Here is a 19,950-nt window from a genome sequence, read left to right as displayed (position 1 = left end):
CCCCGACTCGCCCTTTCAGGACATTCCGCGGGGGGAAGGCCGTACAGGCCCGTCTTCCATGCCCTGCCGCATCAAAGCGAGCAAGGGCTCATTTGCCCCAGCCTGCCCCCAGCCCTCGAAGTTCAGTACATCTTCAGGCGGGAGCCGCCTGCGCCACCCCTTCACTTCGAGTTCGGGGCGGACATAGGCCTCATGCACATAGCCAAGGCAGAGATAGGCAATGGGAATCACCCGGTCGGGAATACCCAGCATGGCACGCAGCTTGGCGGGGTCGATGATACTGACCCAGCCTACGCCGATCCCCTCGGCCCGCGCCGCCAGCCAGATGTTCTGGACGGCGCAGACGGTGGAATAGCTGTCCATGGCCTTGTCGTGGGTGCGCCCCAGCACGACCGGCCCGGCACGATCCGGATCGCAGGTGATGCACAGATTGACCGGTGCCTCGACGATGCCCTCCAGCTTGAGCGCGCGATAAGACGCCTGCCGCTCCGCCGGGAACATGGCCGCCGCTTCCTCATTGGCCTCCCGGAACAGCGCCTGCACCTTGCGCCGGGTCGCGAGGCTGCGCAGCACCACGAAATTCCAGGGCTGCATGAAGCCGACCGACGGCGCATGGTGTCCCGCGAGCAGGATGCGTGCGAGCACCTCGTCCGGCACCGGCTCGGGGCTGAACTGGCTGCGCGTGTCGCGCCGCGTATAGATGGCACGGTAGACGGCGTCCCGTTCGGCCGAAGAGAACGGCCCGCAAGCCGCAAGGGCCTGGCTGTTGTCCATCGAGTGTCCCCTGACGATGGCAATCCCCGCGCCGTCCGCGCACGGGAACCTATCGCCTCCGGCCGGTCTTCTGACTCGGGATCATCCCGCCCGGACGCCTTCCCCGCGATGGCGAGTGGCATCTGCCCGACCGGTCCCCCTCACAGCGTTGGGCACGTCGCGGCTTGGAACCGCGTTCCCGATTCTCCCGCCAGGCGGGCACCGAAGGTCACGGGGATGTAGCATGGAGCAGCGAGAGCGGAAAGTGCCGGCCTACTCGGCCAGCACGCGTGTCGAGGGGAAGATCACTTCCACCAGGGTTCCCGCATTCTTCGTCGACTGTATGGCGAAGGTGGCACGATTGGCTTCCACCAGCGCCTTGGTAAGCGGCAGGCCGAGGCCGGTGCCTCCCAGCGTCGTGGAGGCCACCTGGCGGAACGGCTCCATGGCGATGGCAAGTTCGCGTTCGGTCATGCCGACACCGGTGTCGCGCACCCGCAGCACCGCTTCCCCCCGTTCGGAAAGCGTGGTCGAAATGATCGCCTGGCCGCCGGCCTGGGTGAACTTGATCGAGTTCGACAGGAGGTTCAGCACGATCTGGCGCATGCTGCGCCCATCGGCCACGACATTGGGCAGGCCGCTGGTGAGGGCCATGCGTATGATGATGCGATCTCGCGCTGCCTGCGGCTGCATCAGGCTCACCGATTGCTGCACGACCTCGTTGAGGTTCACGCTCGAAAAGGTGAGGTCGAGCTTGCCGGCCTCGATCTTGGAGAGATCCAGGAGATCGTTGACCAGGCTGATGACGTGCTCGCCCGAGGTGTGGATGTCGCGGGCGTAGGAACGATAGCGCTCGTTGCCCATGGGGCCGAAACGCTCCTCCATCATCACCTCCGCGAAGCCGATGATGGCATTGAGGGGCGTGCGCACCTCATGGGAGATCTTCGCAAGGAAGTCGGACTTCTGCGAGGAAGCCTCCTCCGCCTGCCGCTTGGCCGCCGTCAGTTCTCCTTCCGCCTTCTTGAAGGAGGTAACGTCGCGGAGCACGGCGCAGAAACGCCTGCCGTCGTCGCCGAGCCGCCCGATCGTCATGAACAGCGGCACGGAACCGCCCTGCCGAACGCGCCCGACAACCTCGCGGCCATCGTTGAGGAGACTCGCCACGCCGTTCGATCGCAGGCTGTCCAGATAGTCATAGGCAGCCCGATGGCTCTCCGGCGCAAAAAGCAGGAGCAGATCCTTGCCCACGATCTCGCGCTGTTCATAACCGAACAGAGCTTCCGCGCTGCGGTTGATGCTGACGATGCGCCCTTCCCGGTCCAGGATCACCACCCCGTCGGTCGCGGTATCGAGCACGGCCTGGAGCTCCTCGGCGCGGCGCTCGGCAAAGCGCAGCTTCTCGGTGCTGGCCTCTCCGAGCGGGCGACGCACCGAGATCAGCAGCGCACTCTCGCCGTCCCAATGCGTGGTCTGCACGCGGCCGTCCACGGTGATGGTTTCGCCGGAAGCCGTCTTCAGCAGCACGCCGGAACCAGCCTCCTCGCCATTGGCGACAGGAGCGGCGCCGGCGAAGACGCGGTCCAGCCCACCATCGTGGCGGATTGCGTCGACATCGGGATAGCCGAGCAGTTCGAGCATGGTGCGGTTGGCGAATTGCAACTCCTCGCCACGGGCGATGAAGATGCCGATCGGCAGGCGATCGATCAGCGCCACGGGCACCTTGTCGAGGCGGCCCAGCCTGATCGAGCGCTCCGTATCCGCTTCCGCCGCATCGGAAGCAGCCGCCTCCTCGCGCCAGCGGACCTCGTCGTCCATGTCGAGCGGCAGCAAGGGCTCCCGCTCGGGCAGGCCGGCCCGCGCAGGCCCATCGGCCTTCGGCGCCTCGGCCTTGATTGCCTCGGCCTTGATTGTTTCGGCCTTGGGCGTCTCGGCCCTGGGAGCCTCGGCATCGCGCGGCCTGGAAATCTCGGATCTGGCGGGCTCGGCCTTGGGGGAGCGCGGCTCTCCTTCGATCCGCGCGCCGAGGGCCTTGGCGATCTCGTGGAAGGCAATGCGCTCGGTCGGCGTCAAGCTGTGCCGGTCCGGGCCGTGACGATCCTGGTTCTGGCGATCCTGGTTCTGACGATCCTGCCCGCCTCGCTCGCCACCCGCCTTGCTCGGCAGGCGCACCACATTGCTCTCGGCGGCCCGCTGCACCGGGCGAGCAGGCTGGACAGGCGGCGGCGCAACTGGCTCGGCCGGCGTTGCGGCGGCGGCAATTCCTGCCTCGTCCTCGTCGGCGGGATCCGCTTCCTGCCAGACGATCGAGGCGGCCGGCCGAGGCGCCGGCTCGATGGAGACGGATATCGGCCTGGGAAGTCCTGCGACGCCGAACCCCTTGAAGCCCTGGAAGCGCCCCTCGACCCCGGTCGTGGGTGACGCGCTCAGCGTGAGCGGAATCTCCTGGCCATTGGCTCGATCCGGCCAAAGCAGCGTAAGGCCCGTCCAGGTGCGACGACCGGCCAGGGCTTCCGATATCGCGGTGCTTTCCGCGAGACCTGCGGCAGCCGCGATCTCCTCGAAGCGCCGGCCAGCCCAATCGGCGGCTGCGTGGCCCAATACCCCTGCAAGCTCCGGCGAAACCGCAAGGAAGCGCCCGCCGGCATCGGTCTGGAAAGTGAAGCGGACAGCCTTGCTGCGGACCGGGATCGATGCCGCCGGTGCCGGTCGCGCGGATTCCACTTGGCGTGGACCAGGCCTCACGAGCTCGGCGATCGCGGGCGCCGGTGCATCCTCGATCGCAGCGGCAGGCTTTTCTCCATCGAGATCGACCCAGCTCCAGGCCCCGCTCTGCTCATAGGGCTTGGTCAGCCCGGCATCCTCCGCCGCAGGAAGCGGCGGCAGGGTTTCGGGCACGGAAGGTGGTGCCCAACCTTGTTGCCGGCGGCCGCGACGCGGGAGATCGAGAGATTGCACGAGAAGGCCGAGAAACCCCTCGGGACCGTCGAAGGAGCGGCAGGCGCAGGAAAGCGCATCGAGAGCGCCCATGCCCGGCGGGCGCAGGCGTTCGAGCCGCATCGCTCCCGGGCGCGGCAGCTTGCGGGCGATGGCCGCGATCTGCGGCGCCAAGGCCACCAGCGCGGCGTTGGACTGCTGGCGGGTAACGTCCGCGGGCGAAAGGCCCAGGCTCTCGGCACCGGAGCGATTCGCCCACACAAGCGAGCGCCCGTCGAGATGCCAGACGAAGGCCGGACGAGGATCGTCCATCAGCGCCTGAAGACGCCGATCGGCAAGCAGTGCGGTACGCAACATTGCCTCGATCATGCCGAACCCTGAAACCTGCGGAAATGACTAACAAAGTATGAATACAGATGGAAAACAAAACGGTAAATCACCAGCCATCCTCCATCCCCCGCTGATCTGGGGCATGGTTAAAAGCGCGAGGCTGCGCTATCGTCCGCTCGACCCGCCGGGTCCGTGGAGGATGATGACATGACAACCAAACCGCCCAATTTCGAGATTCCCTCCGAAATGCGCGAAATGGCCGAGAAAAGCGTCGACCAGGCTCGGAAGGCTTTCGACGGCTTCATGGGCGCGGCCTACAAGGCAGCCGGCACCATCGAGGGCGCTACGGACACGCTGCAGGCCGGAGGCAAGGACATCGGGCGCAAGGCCCTGACCTATGCCGAGCAGAATGTGGCGGCCGCCCTCGAATTCGCGTCCAGCCTCGTGAAGGCCAAGGACCCGCAGCAGGTGCTGCAGTTGCAGAGCGACTTCATCAAGAGCCAGCTCCAGGCCTTCGGAGAGCAGGCCAAGGATATCGGCGCCTCGGCGAGCAAGCTTGCCTCGGACGTTGCCAAGCCTCAGAAGTAAAGGCATTCGCAAAGCTTGCAAGACATGGCTGAAGCGCAGCCCTGTCTTGCAGCGAGAGCATATCTCGCCCGATTTTGGCCAAGTTTATTTTCCGTAGCGGAAACCCTATCGCACGAAATCGCCGAAACGGCCCGTGTTTCCATCGGGACTGTACGTCCATACCTTTTGCGGCGCAATATTCCACCGGTTCACGGCTGAAACATGCCGGTTCAGTTCCTGCTTAGTGATCGCTTTGGACGGCTCTTCACGGCCAAAATCCGGGGAAAACGAGCTATTATCCGACGATTGTGCAGTGCAACAATGATATTGCGTCGCACAAGTGCATTTGCTATAAAAGGAGGCAGCTGAGGTTGCCTTTGTTGCAGCGCGTTGAGCCGCAGGCCCCTCCAAGTATCGCCAGGCCTACAGGCCCATATTTCCCGTTGTCCCAAGGAGCTTCCCATGGTTGCCGCCAAGAACAAGTCTGAAACCGAACTGGCCTTCGAGAATCTGTCCAAGCTGGAAGTCCCCGCTTCCGTGCGTGACTTCGCCGAAAAGGGCGCTGCCCAGGCGAAGGAGACCTACACCAAGATCAAGGCTGCGACCGACGAAGCTTCCAACGCGTTCGAGACCACCTACAGCACGGCCACCAAGGGCGTTTCGACCCTCGGCCTCAAGGTGCTGGAGAATGCGCGCGCCAACACCAATGCTACCTTCGACCATGCCATCGCCCTGTTCGGCGTGAAGACCTTCTCCGACGCGATCGAACTCAACACCGCCTTCCTGCGCAAGCAGGCCGAAACCGTTACGGCCCAGACCAAGGAATTCGGCGAGCTCGCCCAGAAGGTTGCCAACGAGACCGCCGCCCCGGTCAAGGCCCAGGTCGAGAAGACTTTCAAGAGCGTCGCCTGAGTTTTTCAGCACGTCTTGATATTTAGGCGAGGCCCGGGGTTCGCCCCGGGCCTTTTTATCGTGGGACAGCTCGAAATTTCGAGCAACTCCGCACTTGAAAATGCGGAACGATCCCGCTAAACGCATCCCCAGATGCAGTTGTAGCTCAGTTGGTTAGAGCGTCGGATTGTGGCTCCGAAGGTCGGTGGTTCGAGTCCACCCAACTGTACCATCACAAAGCATTGATATTGCTTTGTTTTCTGTGCCACAGATCTGTAGCCCATGCTCAGGTTTCACAGAAATGTCTCGGCGCTCGATTTCTTCGCCGAATGATTTGCCAAGAGCTCATCTTCCCCGGCAGGCCCGCAGCACCGACCTGCCACCGGGGTTTCATCCCGCGGCGATCGAGCCTCTGCCGTCCTGATCCGGTATCATTTGTTGGATCGCCGCAAGATGCAGATTTCGACCTGCTTCACGGTGGCAGGCCGGCAGCGCCACCGTAGGGCCAGTCTGGCCTGGAGCTTCTGCGAGCGCAGTTGCTCCCACATGAGCCAAGAGCAAAGCGCGTTTAGGTAGAAACGCCGCTGTTCTCTAACTCTTTGTTTTTCGACGCGTCCTTTTGCGTTCTGCCGATTCCGTAAAAATGCAAAGCGCTCTAAAGAACCGTGTCAGTCGATTTCCAGTGAAACCGCCGGATGCAGCTTCTTGAGATTGGGCAGGGACTTGTGCTGCCACGGAATCTCGGAACTGCCGCGCACGACCAGCGCCACCCCCGGCTGCTTCCGCACCTCGATGGTGAATTTTGCCAGCAGGTTGATGCCCGAGGAATTGAGGAATTCAAGACCCGTCAGGTCGAGCGTGATCGTCTGCGGCGCAGTCGCCAGGATCTCGGTCATCAGGCTCATGATCGGAGCATAGGCATCCGTTCCCGACAGCCGCATCATGCCTTCGAAGTGGATGATGCTGTCTTCGGCCCAGACCCGGTATTCGTCCGACTTGATCTCTAAATTAGGCGTCATGCTTTCACTGCTGCGACTGGATGAGGGGAATGGCGGCGAAGGTTTCGACATGAACGCGCCGGCCGTCGTCGACGGGATTGAATATCCAAGCAAGCCGGGCGCCATAGTCGCTCATCAGCGTCAGCAGCCCAAGGCCGGAAGTCGAAGCCTCCGGATCGGCTGCATTGGCCTCGATGCGTTCGATCAGGAGGTCGCCGGGATCACCGACGGTGATCTCTGCCAGCAGGGCCTGGAACGATGTGGCCACCTCGGTGCTGACGACGTTTGAAACCTTCACCTTGAAGCTGTCGACGTCCATCGCCGCCTCGACCCTGATCTCGCCGGGCTCGCGGAACTTTACCGAGTTCTCGATCAACTCGTTGACGACGTAGCCGATATTGTGCCGGACCTCGCGGTAGTCGTGGCGCGAGGCATGAAACGGCAGTGCGAACAGGTCGGCTATGAAGTCCGACGTCGTCGCACAATGATGCCATCTCAAGTCAAGGGGGCCGTCGAACAGCCTGACGCGGCTGACGCTTTCGTTCATGCCGATTACGATCTCTGCCGGTCCGTAAAGTGTGGTCATAACGTTACCTATGCCTCATGACAAGGAGCGTGATGTCGTCGTGAATCTTGGTGCTGCCGATATGCGTCATCAGGTCCTTGACGATCCCGTCCTTTATTTCCTCGGCGCTCGAGCCGTAACGCTCACGCGCGCTCTCGATAAGACGATCCAAGCCGAACAACTCGCCTTTCGCGCCCTCTGCCTCGGTCACGCCATCCGTATGCAGCACGACGACGTCGCCGCTCCCGAAGGGTATGCTGACAGTCGCCACGAAAGGCCGGATGTCCTTTTCGAGTCCGATCGGCAATCCCAGGTCGATCGTATCGATGCGTTCGACTCCGCCGTCGGCGCGCAGGACGACGACTTCCTCGTGCTGGCCCGAAAGCGTCAGCTTGTCGTCTTCATAGTCGAGGAAGGCGAGAGACAGATGCTTGTCTGAATTGGTTCGCTCCAGGTTCTTGAAGATTGCCCGGTTGAGCCGGTCAAGGAACTGCAAGGGGTCGCCCTCGCCCGTTTCCTGTAGGGCTCGCGCAACCGACTGCACCATCAGCATCAGAACCCCGCTTTCCAGGCCGTGGCCTGTGACGTCGCCGATCCCGACCTTGAATTTGCGCCCTTGGCGCAGCACATCGTAATAGTCGCCGCCGACCTCGTCTGCCGGCCGCATATATGCTGCGATCTCCACCCCCGAGATCTTCGACAACTCGCGGTCCTTCGGCAGAACCATCATCTGGATCTGACGGGCTACGTCGAGTTCCGCGCCCATGCGAATATTCTCGCTGCGGAGCTTTTCGTTGAGCAACGAAATCTCCGTGTTGGCGCTCTCGAGGTCGCGGGTGCGATCCTCGACGAGCTGCTCGAGGTTCTCGGTATGGTAGGAGATTTCCTCCGCCATGCGGTTGAAGGCAACGCCGACTTCGCCGACCTCATCCTTGGTGGGGATGTCAACGCGGACCGAGTAGTCCTTGGACTGCAGCTGGCGTGCCGCTGCGGCCAGGGCGCTGAGGCCCGCCGTGATCCGCTTCGAAATGCCGAAGATCGCAACGAACACCACGAACAAACTGAACAGCACCGCCAGGATCTGATATTTCAGGATGCGGTTGGTCGCGTCCGAGATGTCGGACTGCGCCGCGATCAGCGAGGCGTAGATCTCCCGTTCCGGTACCAGGAAGCCGAGCGTCATCGTCTCCTTCACGATCGGCCCGTTGTTCCACAAATTAGTGGGTTCGAGTTGCTTGAGCACGGCGATGTAGGGGACGTCCTCGCCATTCTGCTTAAGGAGGATGTGCTGGATATCCGGCTTGCTGTCCCTGGGCATGCTCAAGGCGACGATCGCCGGCTGGTCGCTCTTCTTCAACGAACGGTCCAGGCCCGTGACGCCCTGTCCCCCGGCACCGCTGGCGGTGACGACGCCGAGCGTCTGCTCGCCGGCTGGATTAACGGCGATTACATTACCGTTTGACATGGCCAGGAAACCGAAGCCGGTTTCGGCGACTTTCACGCTCTGCACAAGGTCGGTCAGCTGGTCGAGGGTGACGTCGGCCGCAGCCATGCCGGCAACCGATTTTCGATCCGCTGTCCAGAGCGGACGAAAGAACGAGACGATCTGCTTACCGGAATTCGCGTCGATATAGGGCGCGGTGATGGTGGTAACGTCATCGAGCGGCCGGTTCGACGGGTTGTCCAGCCAGGTCTGCCAGTCCTCGTAGATGCCGGGAAAAAAGAAATCCCAGAAATTTGCCTTGTTATGGCCGGGATAGAGCTTGTCGAAGGTCTGGGCGAGTTCGGAGGCCGGTGTGGCACGCATCACGGGCAGAGCCTTCGGACCAACATAGTAGACCTGGAGCTTCTTGGATCCGGTCTGCATCAGCGTCGGGCCGAGAATATCGAACAGCGCGCTTTCACGCACACGATCCCGGGCGGCCGGTGTCGGCTGATGATTGGAGTCGAGCAGATAGCTCCAGACGCTGGTCGTGCCCGGGGCACCCGGGAGGTTCTGCACCCAATCGCCCGCCGCATTGTAGACCAGGGGTGTCGACAGGGTGGGGTCCTTGGCGATGGCGTCTCCGATTGCCTTCGCGGTCTCCGGATGATCGATCATAGCCTGCATCGATCCGGACAGCACGCCGACTTCGGAATGCACGCGTTCGAACAGAAGATTCGCCCGCAGCGCCGTAGCGTCGATATAGGTCTGCAGATATTCGCGGCTGGCCTTGGTCAGGCCGGTGCCCACCTGTTCCGCTGCATCACGAGACAGGCGCTGCACGTTCCACAGCGCGATACCGCCGCCGAGCAGCATGTCGAACAGGACTGCCGCGCCGACCACGAGAATGAACTTGCCGCGAAAGCTCGTGGGAGAAAGGCGTCGGCGCCAGGGTGGGGAGACAGCGCCGTCGGTCATTGCGGCTTGGTCCCGGACGCCACCCAGATTGGCCAGCCCGCATAGCCTCTGGGATGCAGCGCGGCGAAGATGTGATCCTGGAAGCCGCGACGGAAGCGGTCCATGAACTCCTGGGTATCGCCTCGGCGGATCGACATCTGGCCAACGAAAGCGTCTTCCCAGGCTTGCACGATATCGGCGAAATCCTGCGGATCTCCATCGAGATTGCTGACCATGAAGGTCTCCAACTTGATGTTTTCGAAGCCGCAATCGACCATGTAGCGCCGGCTCTTGGGCCCGCATTCGATGTCCATGTCGAAATATGCCCAGACCTTGGCTGCCTGTTCATAGGTCCATTTGATCGTCTCGCTACGCGGCTCGCCGACGCAATGGGAGACCTTTTCATTGGTGACGTAGACGCGTCCGCCCGGCTTGCAGATCCGGAAGAGTTCCTTGAGGATCATTTGGGGCTTGGGGAAAACCTGCAGGGCGTGCCGGCAGGTGACAAAGTCGAACTGATTGTCTTCCAGCAGCAGTTCCGCGGCATCGCCATAGACATATTCGATGCCATGCAGGTCAAAATCGGCGGCCACCTGGCGCGCATACGTCAAGCTCGGCCTGGAATGGTCGAGCGCGACGAGGCGCGAGGGCTTGAAGTCCTTGTATACGAGCGCCGCGAAATCGCCGATGCCGCAGCAGATATCCGCGACCGCCATGTTCTCCTTCAGGCCGTGCCGCGGCAGGATGTTGCGTTCATGGCGCCATGTCATCTTGGTCTGAGTGCGCAGAACCGGGAAGAAGCGGCTTTCTTCGAGAATGCTCTGGAAGGGGTAGAAGTCGGCGTCGTACTCCTCGACCTTGATCGCCGGCTCGATCACGCTCAGCCGGCCGAATTTCTCCGTCGTCCAGCCTACAACGCTTGATGTCACGACGACGAACCGCAGGTCCGGCCTGATACGGCTGGCGTCCAGCATCACTCGCGCGAAGGCATGGAAGGCGGTGTTGTTCATCTGTCCGAGGCGCCGGACATTCACGTACAGCACGCCGCTTACGCGATCGATCGAGTCCTTGAACAGCGCCAGGCTTGGCGCGATCTCGTCGACGGACTGCGGGCGCAGCGTGCCGGAAAGCGAAAACTCCTGATTGTTCAGGTCGAATTGCGCCTTGAAGCGCGCTTTGTTGGCAAAGGTTACCGCGGTCAATGTGTCAGGCCCCCGAGTGGGAGGTCGACGACCAGCGTGATGGTGTCATTGTCATGCGCGTTGATGCTGACTGTCGCATTGTAGCTCACGGCGAGTTCGACAAGCAGTATGTCGCGGCTGGGCCCGGGATCGCCGGACAACGAGCTCATGTAGTCGGCTTCGGCGTCACCGCCCCGGATGCGGGCCACGGCATGTTCAAAAAAGCGCTGCTCCTCCTTCGTGGAGGTGAAGGTGAGCTCAACCCTGTCGATGCTGCCCTGGCGCGATATCCTGCAGACGAAGGTGCCGCCAGCGTGACGGCTTCTGAATGTGATTTCCAGCAACTCGTTCAGCGCGGACGAAAACAGGTTGGCGAACAACACGGAATCCGGCCGGTTGTGGCTTATGGTGCGCGCCAGGTAGGTGGCAATATAATCGCAATGCGTCCAGTTGGAGTGGAACGCCGCCATTTCCATGTCGATCTGTACCATCATGCGGAAATCATGATCCGCTTTAGTGTCGTGCGTGGATTGCGGCGACATATCACTCTCTACTGTTGCGATGCCCGGCGTGTAGGTGTTGACTTCAATTGATGCGCTCGCGGCGCCTGCGCGAGGCCCCACCCTTGGATGCAAAAACCCGTGCCACCTCCGCACTCATGACTAGGCCGAGGTGGTAACCCTGGAGCAAGTCGCAGCCTTCGTCGATCAGCCACTGAGCCTGCGCGGCGGTCTCGACGCCTTCGGCTATGGCCATCATGTCGAGGCCGTGGGCCAGGGCGATGATCGCCCGTACGATCGTCTGGCTTTTCCCGTCGCTCTCGAGATCGTGGACGAAGTATTGGTCTATCTTCAAAGAGTCGAAAGGAAAATTCTTGAGGTAGCTGAGTGACGAATAGTGCGTGCCGAAATCATCCAGGGAAATGCGGATTCCGAGCACATTGAGCGTGTTCAGAGTATCCAGGTTGTCCACCGTCTGTTCCAGCAACACAGATTCGGTGATTTCCAATTCCAGCCTGTCGGCCCTGATGCCGGTGCTGTCGATGACCTGGGCCACGGTGTCGGTGAGCGACCCGCCGAGGAACTGCGCCGGCGACAGGTTGACGGCGATGTTGAGGGAGTCCGGCCAGGTCATTGCCTGCCGGCAGGCCTCGCTCAGTACCCAGCGGCCGATATCCTCCATGAGCCCATCGGATTCGGCGATCGGAATGAAAACATTGGGCGGAATTCGCCCGATCTCCGGATGGTTCCAGCGGAGCAGCGCCTCAAAACCGACGACCTTCCCCGACGAACGAAGCAGCGGCTGATATTCCAGCAGGAGTTCCTGCCGTTCCAGCGCCATGCGCAGGCTGCGCCGCAGGTTCTCCCTTTGCTCGATCAAGAGCATCATTGATCGATTGAAGACCCTCATACAGCCGCGGCCGTCGCGCTTGGCGGCGTAAAGCGCGATATCGGCCGCCTTCATGAGTTCTTCGCTTTCGGTCCCATGCTGGGGGCCGAAGGCAATGCCGACGCTGGCGCCGACGAAGAGCGGCATGTCGTTGATGATGAAGGGAGCCTTGAATGCGTCGACAAGGGCCAACGCGACGCCTTCCGCCTCGCTCGGATCCTTGTCGTACTGAATGATCGCGAACTCGTCGCCAGCGTAGCGAAACGCAGAGTCGCCCTCCTGCAGCACGCTTCGAATCCGGTTGGCGGCGAGCTTGAGCAATTCGTCACCGGTGCCGTGGCCCAACGTATCGTTTACCGACTTGAAGTCGTCGAGATCGATCTGCATCAGAGCCGAAGGGGCCAGTACGCCGTTGCGCGGGGCCAAGATCTCGTGGAGCCGCTCGCTGAGGCGCTGCCGGTTTTGCAGGCCGGTCAACACGTCATGCGTGGCCTGGTGCAGCAGCTTGCCATGTTCGGCGATCGCTGCCGCCGCCGCGCTCTCCGCCACTTCGATCAAGCCAAGCCCGGCGCCGGTCGGAAACGCCCGCAGCCGCAACTCTCGATTGGGCGCGATGGCAACGTTGACGACCACGGGAGCTCCATTGGTGAGCAACCGGTCAAGTGCCTCCCGCGCATCACCGGAAGCGAGGCCAGGATAAAGGTCGAAAAGGCTTGCACCAACCGATATTGCATCGCCGCGCAATATCCTGAGCCGCGCCGCGCACTGGACGAGTCTCAGATCGCGATCATAGATGGAGATCAACTCGCTGGTGTTGTCGAGCAGCTCCTCCAGCATCATACCGCCGGCCGCGGTTTCGCCCGCCCCGGCCGCCCCGCCTTTCGGAAACCCAAACCTACTCCAAAAGCGGCGCAATTCCGCATCTCCCGAGGTCACTTAAGAAGGCTACCGCGACGGTTCATCTTCACAAAGCCTCCAGTGGAAAACCACGGTGCATTTAAATCAGTGTTTCCTCGATTCATAAACAAGGAGATCGGGAAAAACTGTAACTTTGGTGCAACAGTTCAAATAAATGAACGATCATTACTTACGTATAGGAAGCTTATTGATCGAGGCGTTCTCGGGGTAGATTACACCCAAGGGCAGCAGGAAAAAATTCAAGAATTGAAGTTGGCTGGGTGCCGCGGGCAGTCTCCGCTGAAGTCTTGTTGCTCGCGGGCTCGTCAAACTGGGCTCGCATGTAATGCCACGTTGGGAACCAGCGATTTGATTAAAGCTGAACTCGGAAAAAATATTGCCCGAATTGATCTAGCTGACGGTTAAGTCGACGATGTCCTTTCGGTCGGCGCCGACACGGCTCAGACTGTCTTTCTCGTACGCGGCGAACCGACTGCCGGGCTCGACAGGGAAATCGAGAAATTGTTCTCCGTCGCGCGAGAGGCAGCCCATGGGCCATCGGGGTGCCTAACGCAATCCGGATCCCACTTAGGAGAAGCCGAGAGCAGGAACATGTACAGCAATTCCTACGAGGATGATTAAATATTCTCAAAAATCTTATTGCACGAAGTTCTCTACGAAATGGCGTTTATATTGAATAAAAATTGATGCAGGTGTAACCAATGCCCTTAAGTACAATAGATTTTTCCATCTGAATTTGCTTAACTGACGAGAGTTCAGACGAGATCAATACGCTACTCGTTACGACGATCGAATATGACGCGCGATGGGAAGCAATGTCCCCTCGCGATCTTGATGAGCCGACCGATGACCAATTGCCGGATCGGTCCAGCTTTCCAACGTCCCGCCGGTGAGACCTGGCGTGTCACGCCTTCGGGACAAATTGCCAAGAAGCAAAAATACCCTGATTGACAAAGGGTTACGTCGGAAGGTGTCGATCTCGCGCATTCCGCCCCAGGCACCGTCCTCGGGCCGGGCGAACATCCCAATGAACTGCACTGGCCAGTGAGAGGTCCACAATGCCCCGCAAGCTTGCATCAATTGCCATCGCTGTATTCGTGACCGTGTGCGTCATGGTTGCAGCATCATCACCTGCGCAGGCAGGCTTCGGAATCTATCTGGGCTTGGGTTTTCCTTGGATCGGCGCCGGATATCCCTACTACGATCCCTACTATGGCCCCTACTACCATGATGATCTCTATTATGATCATCCTTATTACTATGGGCCCTACCATCACTATGGACACGATGGACATGTCGTCTGCCGTAACCATCGCGTCCTGGTGAGAAGCCATCATCATCGGCACTGGGTATGGGAGCACAGTTGCCACCATATCTGAATGCCTGACCAGTTGCCGACAAAAGGCGGCGGCCGGGTTCCGCCCTCTCGTCTCGGAGGCAAGGCAGCAATGGTTCACGAAAATGGCGCCCTCCAGGAATTGGAAGGGCGCCAAGTGGCCGGCGGGGGAAGAAGCAAGCGAAGCACCCCGGATAGGGGAATGAAGCCTGTCTGGCGCTTGCGTGATCCGAGATCCGTTCCCCACCAGTCGGAGGGCAATGGATTCTATTCCTTCAAGATGTGGAAGGCCTCAGTGAATGTCAGGCTCACCATGTCGCCCTTGCGCAACCTGCCGAGATCGGCCTGGACAGAGGGATCCTTCACCCTGAGCGAGTTGGGACCTGCGGGGCCGATATAATGGACAATCCCGGAGGAGGGATCGAAGCTGTCGAACTTCGCGGTCAACGTCACCGAATGCAGCACGTATTTGTCAGGGAGGTTCTGGAACCTCGGCTCGCTCACTGCTTCGGTGTATACGACGCTTGGCTTCTCGCCTTTCCTGGCACGCCGCATGGCTAGAACCGCACCGTCAGCCCGCCTGATTTGGAGCCGATCCCCCGCCTGGATGTGCTGGAGATCGCCGAATATCGGCGGAACGTCAACGAGCCACGCGTAGTTCCCCTGCTGCACGACGACTGTCCGGCTGCGCGGATCGACGCTCACGACCGTTACATCGATTCTCTCGATCTGCACGGCTCCCAGCCCCGCCACGACCACGGTCTCGCTCTCTATTCGCGGCCCGGGTGCACAAGCTGTCATGCCTAATGCGATCGATAAGGCCAACGTCAGGGCAATGCGTTTCGGCACGGAGGACCTCCCTATGTTGAATTGAGTTTGATTGATGTCGCGTGACCACCCGGTCGGGGCAGCACGCGGAAGCAAACGTCACGCTCGGCCCCCAGCCATCTTCCCTTTGCTGTCAATCTCCCCCGGGGGGCAGATTGGATATTCCCGTTCCCTGCGCGATCCATCCACCATGCCTCGGACTCGTGGCACTCGAGCTGGTCAAGGTCATGATGGGGAATGTTCCCTTCGATAGTGATGCGAAGGCGAAAGCCACTTCGCATGCTGCCGAGCCAATAGTTCAAACCTATGGGCCGGTCACTTAGATGGTGATGGCGCTACGGACAGTGTTCGAGGGAAGCCGAAGAGAGAAGTTGCGCCCTCCCCAGCAATATTAGCTGCCAGGGAGGATGCCACCGACAGATAGCGATGTCTGTTGTCCTTTGTGACAATGATTGGCTAGGACCAGTCCGGCACGCTGTTCTTCATGGCCGCGGCCATCTCCAAGGCTTGTCTTTTCAAGGACTGCAGGGCGTCGTCCGAACTCATGCGGGCGCTGGACAAGGTCCCCAGTCGCTCGGCGATCGACACGAGCTCCGCCAGCGAGCGGACCTGCATCTTTTCCATAACCTTGTGCCGGTGCGCCTTGATCGTCCGTTCCGTGGTGCCGAGCTCATAAGCGATCTGCTTGTTGAGCTTGCCCTGGACGACGAGTTCGAAGACCTCCCGCTCCCGGGGGGTCAAGCTGGCCACCCGGACCCGCAGGCAGCGAAGATGCAGGTCGCGCTCCCGCATCACCGAATAGGTGCCCATCGCGCGATTGATCGCGCTGATCAGCGTGTCTTTGGACACCGGCTTGGTGAGAAAATCCTCCGCGCCCGCCTTGATCGCCCGGACGCTCATCGGAATGTCGCCGTGACCGGTGAGGAAGACGATCGGCAGGGTCGAGCCGAGCTTGGCCAGGCGCTCCTGCAGCTCCGGCCCGCTCAGGCCCGGCATCTGGGCGTCGAGCAGGATACACGAGGGGATGTTGCCGTCGGGACGGTTCTTCAGGAAGTCTCCCGCCGACCGATAGCCTTCCACATCGAAGCCGAAAGCCCGCAGCAGGCGCGTCAGCGCCGTCCGAAACGACAGGTCGTCATCGATCAAATGTACCAGTGTCCGCATAACAACCCCCTTTGTTACTGCATGAGCGGAAGCCTGATCCGGAACACGACCCCTCCCTGGGGCCGGCTCTCTGCCCAGATCTCGCCTCCGTGGGCCTCGACGATCTTGCGAGAAATGGACAACCCCATCCCCATTCCGTGTTTCTTCGTCGTGAAGAAGGGCTTGAACACCGCGCCGAGCTTGTTTGCGTCGATCCCTGGCCCGTTGTCGGCGATCGAGATTTCCGCGAACCTGTGGTCCAGCCTGGCGGTGCGGCCTACGATCTCGCGGCGCCCGCCGGATCTCTTGTCCTCCATCGATTCCAGGGCGTTCATCACGAGATTGAGAATGACCTGCTCCAATTGAACGCGGTCACCGCTCACCTTGAGTTTCTGGTTCGAGAAGGAGGTGCTGAGGGCCGTGTTAGCGCCATTTGCCTGGTGGCTAAGAAGCCCGAAGACCTTGTCGACGGCCTCGTTCAGATCGAACTCCTCGGTCTCGATTACCGCACCCTTCAGGAGATTGCGCAGTCGGGAGATGATCTCGCTGGCTCGCCTGTCATCCCGCTTGATGTCTGCAAGGATCTCTCTGACCTCTCCGAGATCGGGCGTGCGCGAATCCATCATCATCTCAGCCGCCTCCGTATTGCTCAGGATTGAACCGAGCGGCTGGTTGAGCTCGTGGGTAATGGAGGCGCACAACTCGCCAACTGTCGTGCGGCGGTTCATATGGGCAATCTCCGACAAGTGCTCCCGCGCATTCACTTCCGCGCGCAGCCGACGCTGCCGTTCCGCCAACATACCCAGGATGAGAAGGCCCTGCGTGACGATAATCAGTATAATACCAATTATCTGCCATTTATATTGCTCCCAGGCGCTCAAGGGTCGGAAGCGGATTTCGCTGCCGGCAGGCAGGGATGATGCAGGCACTTTCCAGCGTTGTAATTGACGCCAATCAAAGACGGCTTTGACGCCCTCGCCCTCCACGGGAATGTCCGCGGCCTTCTCGCCATGGAGAATTCGCAGGGCTGTCTTGGCGATGCCGGCGCCGATGCAACTTGGTCTCATGACAAAGCCGCCGACACCGCCGCGTCCGAGGAAGGTCTCCGCGGTAACGACGATGGGACGATTGGCACTCTGCGCGATCGCGGCAAGGGCATCGGCCGGGGTGTAGTACGTGCCGGCACCGTCCGAGTAGATGCTCGTATAGAGAATGACACTGGAGGACGGAAGATTTGCCACCCGATTGAGAAGATCGAGCATGGGAAGGCCCGTGAGGTCGACGACCTCGATACTGGGGTTTATCTGGGGAATCTGGGGCACGAACTGGCGGAACAAGGGTTGGCGCGCGAGGGTATCCCCCACGATGACGACGCTTTTCAAGTCGGGGGCGACCGAACGCGCCACCGTCACCATGTCATCCAAGGACAGCTTCACGGTCTGCCCGGTCGTGTTTGGCACACCCTTGAACTGCGCGGCTGTCTGGGCGTCCACCAACCCGAAAACCAGGGGAACCCCTGGCCACAAGCTGGAACGCCACCGCTGAGCGAACTCCAGCGCCGCCGTACCGACCGTAACGACCACCGTGATCGGCCTGCCCTGATACTTTATGCGAAGGTGGTTCTGCAGGCTCTCTTCATAGGCAGCCCCGCTGAAGCGGGTAAGATCCAGGTTCTCGACATAGAGTGAAACCGGCGCTGCCTCGTCCTCGTTGACGGCCGCCCGCATCGCAGAGAAGATCTCGGCGTAAAATGGACCGCGAACGTCTGATTGCTCAAGCACGAGTATTGAACGCGCGGGCTGCCCCCATGCCCCCGGCGGTCCAGCAGCAAGAAATACTATCAGGCAGAGAATTAACTTATCCAAGACGCGCATTTGACAGCTACTTTACCTGCCGCCACGGATAGTCAGCGAATTAGAGCCATATGCAATTCGTTGTAGCACGACACATTGCCATGTCACGATAGGTCTTCATGGGCAGAATAGCCCCCCACCGATCCAGAGACGGTATTTAATTACCACCATTCAGTCTCCGTGATCGAACAAGGCGCAACTAACTACGCAAAAGCGAGCATAATCTCCCGAAAAGCTATGAGCTGAGGCGCACACCATATTGGCCTAAAGTACAATGCCTATACGGACAATAGAGAGCAATTGTTTGGCGTTGTAGCCTCCTTCGGTGCCGACCAGAACATAGGAAAGCCGCGCCTCGTGATCTGAGGCCAACCGCCTAATCGCCGCAAGACTCGACATTCCATCTTAAAATAAGGATCACTAATGTCTCTATGATTGAAATTATACACACAGCATATATAAATGTACTTATAATAAACGAGCCATTCTTCAAAAAATATTATTCCAAAAACAAAATATATGAAGCCTCATTGTGTTCCCGTCGAGCCATGAAAAACAAAAATTGAGAGACTCTAATAATTTTAAGCGTCAACAACCTTTGGTCAGAATGACTAATTAAATTATATTTAAACAAAAAATGTTATTATTATACAATATGTAAGTATATAATTATCTTGTTCCGATCTAATTTACATTAGATCGCACATGAGTATCCATGCGGAAGGGGCATAAGGTGATAGGTCTTCCGAGTCTAAAGTCGTACGGCACTTCGAGAAAAGCGATCGCCATTGCCCTGCTGGCGTCGACATTTCTGGTTCTGCCGCTACGATTTTCTTTTGCCGCGGACGAAGGACAGGTTTCGGTCATTGCGGTACCTGCCGAGCGCAAGCCGATCTCGAAGGCAATGGAATTCGTCGGCCGCATCGACGCTCCCGAGAAAGTGGTGATACGCGCCCGCGTCAAGGGAGTTCTGGAAGGCGTCCTCTTCCGGGAGGGTGACACCGTTCAAACCGGCGCGCCGCTCTATCGCATCGAGAAATCCCTGTTTGATGCCGATGTCCAGCAGGCAGAGGGCACGCTCGAACGGACACAGGCCGAACTGGCGCTTGCCACCATCCAGCGCCAGCGCGCCGAAGAACTTCTCAAGCGCAATGCCGGCACGGCCGTCGCCTTCGACCAGGCCGTTGCACAGGAGGCCCAGGCCAAGGCGGCCACGGTTTCCGCGGCAGCCAGCCTCGATACTGCCAAGATCAATCTCGGCTATACCGACATCACCGCCCCGATCACGGGCCGCATCGGCATGACAGCGGTTTCCAAGGGCAATCTGGTCGGACCGGAGACGGGCGAGCTGACTTCCATCGTCAGCCAGGATCCGATGTACGTGACCTTCCCGGTCAGCCAGCGGGATATCACGGCCGCACAGAAGGCTGGCAAGACCTCGGACCCGAAGTCGATCAAGCTGCGCATCCGCTTTTCCGACGGCACCCTCTACGACCAGATCGGGCAGATCAGCTTCCTGGACGTGAGCGTGGACAGGTCGACCGACACCCTGATCGTGCGCGGGAATATCGCGAACCCCGGCCGGTCGTTGGTCGATGGGCAACTGGTCAAGGTCGAACTCGAGGCCGGCGCGCCGGAGGAGCGCGTCGTCGTGCCCCAGTCGGCGCTCATTGCCGACCAGCAGGGCGTCTATGTCTTCATCGTGGAGGATGGCAAGGCTGCCGTTCGACGCCTGAAAACAGAAGGCAACAGCGGCGCCAACTCAGTGGTGTCGAGCGGCCTGGAGGGTGGAGAGCTTGTCATCACGGACGGGTTCCAGAGCCTTCGTCCCGGCGTAGCCGTGCGCCCGAGCCCAGCCCCTGCCCTGAATACCGGAGGCTAGGC

Annotated in this window: 15 protein-coding genes, 1 tRNA gene and 1 riboswitch; of the genes, 5 read left to right on the top strand and 11 right to left on the bottom strand. The window is 60.3% G+C overall.

All coding sequences use genetic code 11. From position 1 onward, the window contains the following. Positions 1 to 15: 15 nt before the first annotated feature. Both bluB and AC6H34_RS16440 read right to left on the bottom strand, forming a co-directional pair. Positions 16 to 774 carry a 5,6-dimethylbenzimidazole synthase gene (bluB, locus tag AC6H34_RS16445; protein WP_497539439.1) on the bottom strand — a complete coding sequence of 253 codons (759 nt, stop codon included), beginning with the start codon at positions 772 to 774 and terminating at the stop codon, positions 16 to 18. Positions 775 to 817: 43 nt separating this feature from the next. After that, a riboswitch (cobalamin riboswitch) is annotated at positions 818 to 995 on the bottom strand. A 31-nt stretch (positions 996 to 1,026) separates the two neighbouring features. Next, positions 1,027 to 4,044: a PAS domain-containing sensor histidine kinase gene (locus AC6H34_RS16440; protein ID WP_497539438.1), complete on the bottom strand. Its 3,018-nt coding sequence runs from the start codon at positions 4,042 to 4,044 to the stop codon at positions 1,027 to 1,029. 180 nt (positions 4,045 to 4,224) lie between these two features. On the opposite strand from AC6H34_RS16440, the gene AC6H34_RS16435 reads away from it, so the two are divergent. From AC6H34_RS16435 to AC6H34_RS16425, 3 genes are all read left to right on the top strand, one after another. Further along, positions 4,225 to 4,605: a phasin gene (locus AC6H34_RS16435; protein ID WP_448148838.1), complete on the top strand. Its 381-nt coding sequence runs from the start codon at positions 4,225 to 4,227 to the stop codon at positions 4,603 to 4,605. Positions 4,606 to 5,046: 441 nt separating this feature from the next. Then, the gene (locus tag AC6H34_RS16430) at positions 5,047 to 5,496 is read left to right on the top strand and encodes a phasin (RefSeq protein ID WP_448148839.1); all 450 of its coding nucleotides are present in this window, start codon (positions 5,047 to 5,049) and stop codon (positions 5,494 to 5,496) included. A 134-nt stretch (positions 5,497 to 5,630) separates the two neighbouring features. Continuing rightward, a tRNA-His gene (locus tag AC6H34_RS16425) sits at positions 5,631 to 5,707 on the top strand. Between the two features lie 436 nt (positions 5,708 to 6,143). Here the strand turns inward: AC6H34_RS16425 and AC6H34_RS16420 are convergent. The 6 genes from AC6H34_RS16420 to AC6H34_RS16395 are packed head-to-tail and all read right to left on the bottom strand — an operon-like array spanning position 6,144 to position 12,828. Continuing rightward, positions 6,144 to 6,494 carry a slr1659 superfamily regulator gene (locus AC6H34_RS16420; protein WP_497539437.1) on the bottom strand — a complete coding sequence of 117 codons (351 nt, stop codon included), beginning with the start codon at positions 6,492 to 6,494 and terminating at the stop codon, positions 6,144 to 6,146. A gap of 4 nt (positions 6,495 to 6,498) precedes the next feature. After that, entirely contained in the window at positions 6,499 to 7,059 is a 561-nt protein-coding gene (locus AC6H34_RS16415) for a slr1658 superfamily regulator (protein WP_448148841.1), read from the bottom strand. A gap of 4 nt (positions 7,060 to 7,063) precedes the next feature. Then, positions 7,064 to 9,439 (bottom strand): SpoIIE family protein phosphatase, encoded by a 2,376-nt coding sequence (locus AC6H34_RS16410; protein ID WP_448148842.1) that lies wholly within the window; start codon positions 9,437 to 9,439, stop codon positions 7,064 to 7,066. Next, entirely contained in the window at positions 9,436 to 10,620 is a 1,185-nt protein-coding gene (locus AC6H34_RS16405) for a methyltransferase domain-containing protein (RefSeq protein WP_448148843.1), read from the bottom strand. The genes AC6H34_RS16410 and AC6H34_RS16405 overlap by 4 nt, the downstream gene beginning before the upstream one ends. Beyond that, positions 10,617 to 11,141, bottom strand: a complete 525-nt coding sequence (locus AC6H34_RS16400) for a ubiquinone biosynthesis methyltransferase UbiE (RefSeq protein ID WP_448148844.1) — start codon at positions 11,139 to 11,141, stop codon at positions 10,617 to 10,619. The genes AC6H34_RS16405 and AC6H34_RS16400 overlap by 4 nt, the downstream gene beginning before the upstream one ends. A gap of 43 nt (positions 11,142 to 11,184) precedes the next feature. Beyond that, positions 11,185 to 12,828, bottom strand: coding sequence for a putative bifunctional diguanylate cyclase/phosphodiesterase (locus AC6H34_RS16395; RefSeq protein WP_497539906.1), 1,644 nt, complete (start codon positions 12,826 to 12,828; stop codon positions 11,185 to 11,187). Between the two features lie 1,241 nt (positions 12,829 to 14,069). Between AC6H34_RS16395 and AC6H34_RS16390 the strand changes: the two genes are divergently transcribed. Continuing rightward, complete coding sequence (locus AC6H34_RS16390) at positions 14,070 to 14,285, top strand: hypothetical protein (protein ID WP_497539436.1); 216 nt, start codon at positions 14,070 to 14,072, stop codon at positions 14,283 to 14,285. 224 nt (positions 14,286 to 14,509) lie between these two features. On the opposite strand, the gene AC6H34_RS16385 is transcribed toward AC6H34_RS16390, so the two are convergent. The 3 genes from AC6H34_RS16385 to AC6H34_RS16375 form a co-directional block, all read right to left on the bottom strand. Beyond that, complete coding sequence (locus AC6H34_RS16385; protein ID WP_497539435.1) at positions 14,510 to 15,043, bottom strand: hypothetical protein; 534 nt, start codon at positions 15,041 to 15,043, stop codon at positions 14,510 to 14,512. A gap of 483 nt (positions 15,044 to 15,526) precedes the next feature. Then, positions 15,527 to 16,234: a response regulator transcription factor gene (locus tag AC6H34_RS16380; RefSeq protein ID WP_448148848.1), complete on the bottom strand. Its 708-nt coding sequence runs from the start codon at positions 16,232 to 16,234 to the stop codon at positions 15,527 to 15,529. Between the two features lie 14 nt (positions 16,235 to 16,248). Then, a complete protein-coding gene (locus AC6H34_RS16375) occupies positions 16,249 to 18,087 on the bottom strand; it encodes a sensor histidine kinase (RefSeq protein WP_497539434.1) in 1,839 nt (612 codons plus the stop codon). 694 nt (positions 18,088 to 18,781) lie between these two features. On the opposite strand from AC6H34_RS16375, the gene AC6H34_RS16370 reads away from it, so the two are divergent. After that, complete coding sequence (locus AC6H34_RS16370; RefSeq protein WP_497539433.1) at positions 18,782 to 19,948, top strand: efflux RND transporter periplasmic adaptor subunit; 1,167 nt, start codon at positions 18,782 to 18,784, stop codon at positions 19,946 to 19,948. The last annotated feature ends 2 nt before the right edge of the window (positions 19,949 to 19,950 follow it).

It is taken from the genome of Labrys sp. ALF-8, from assembly GCF_059699065.1.
Note: the sequence above shows the minus strand (reverse complement) of the source record. Positions and strands in the feature narration are given on the sequence as shown.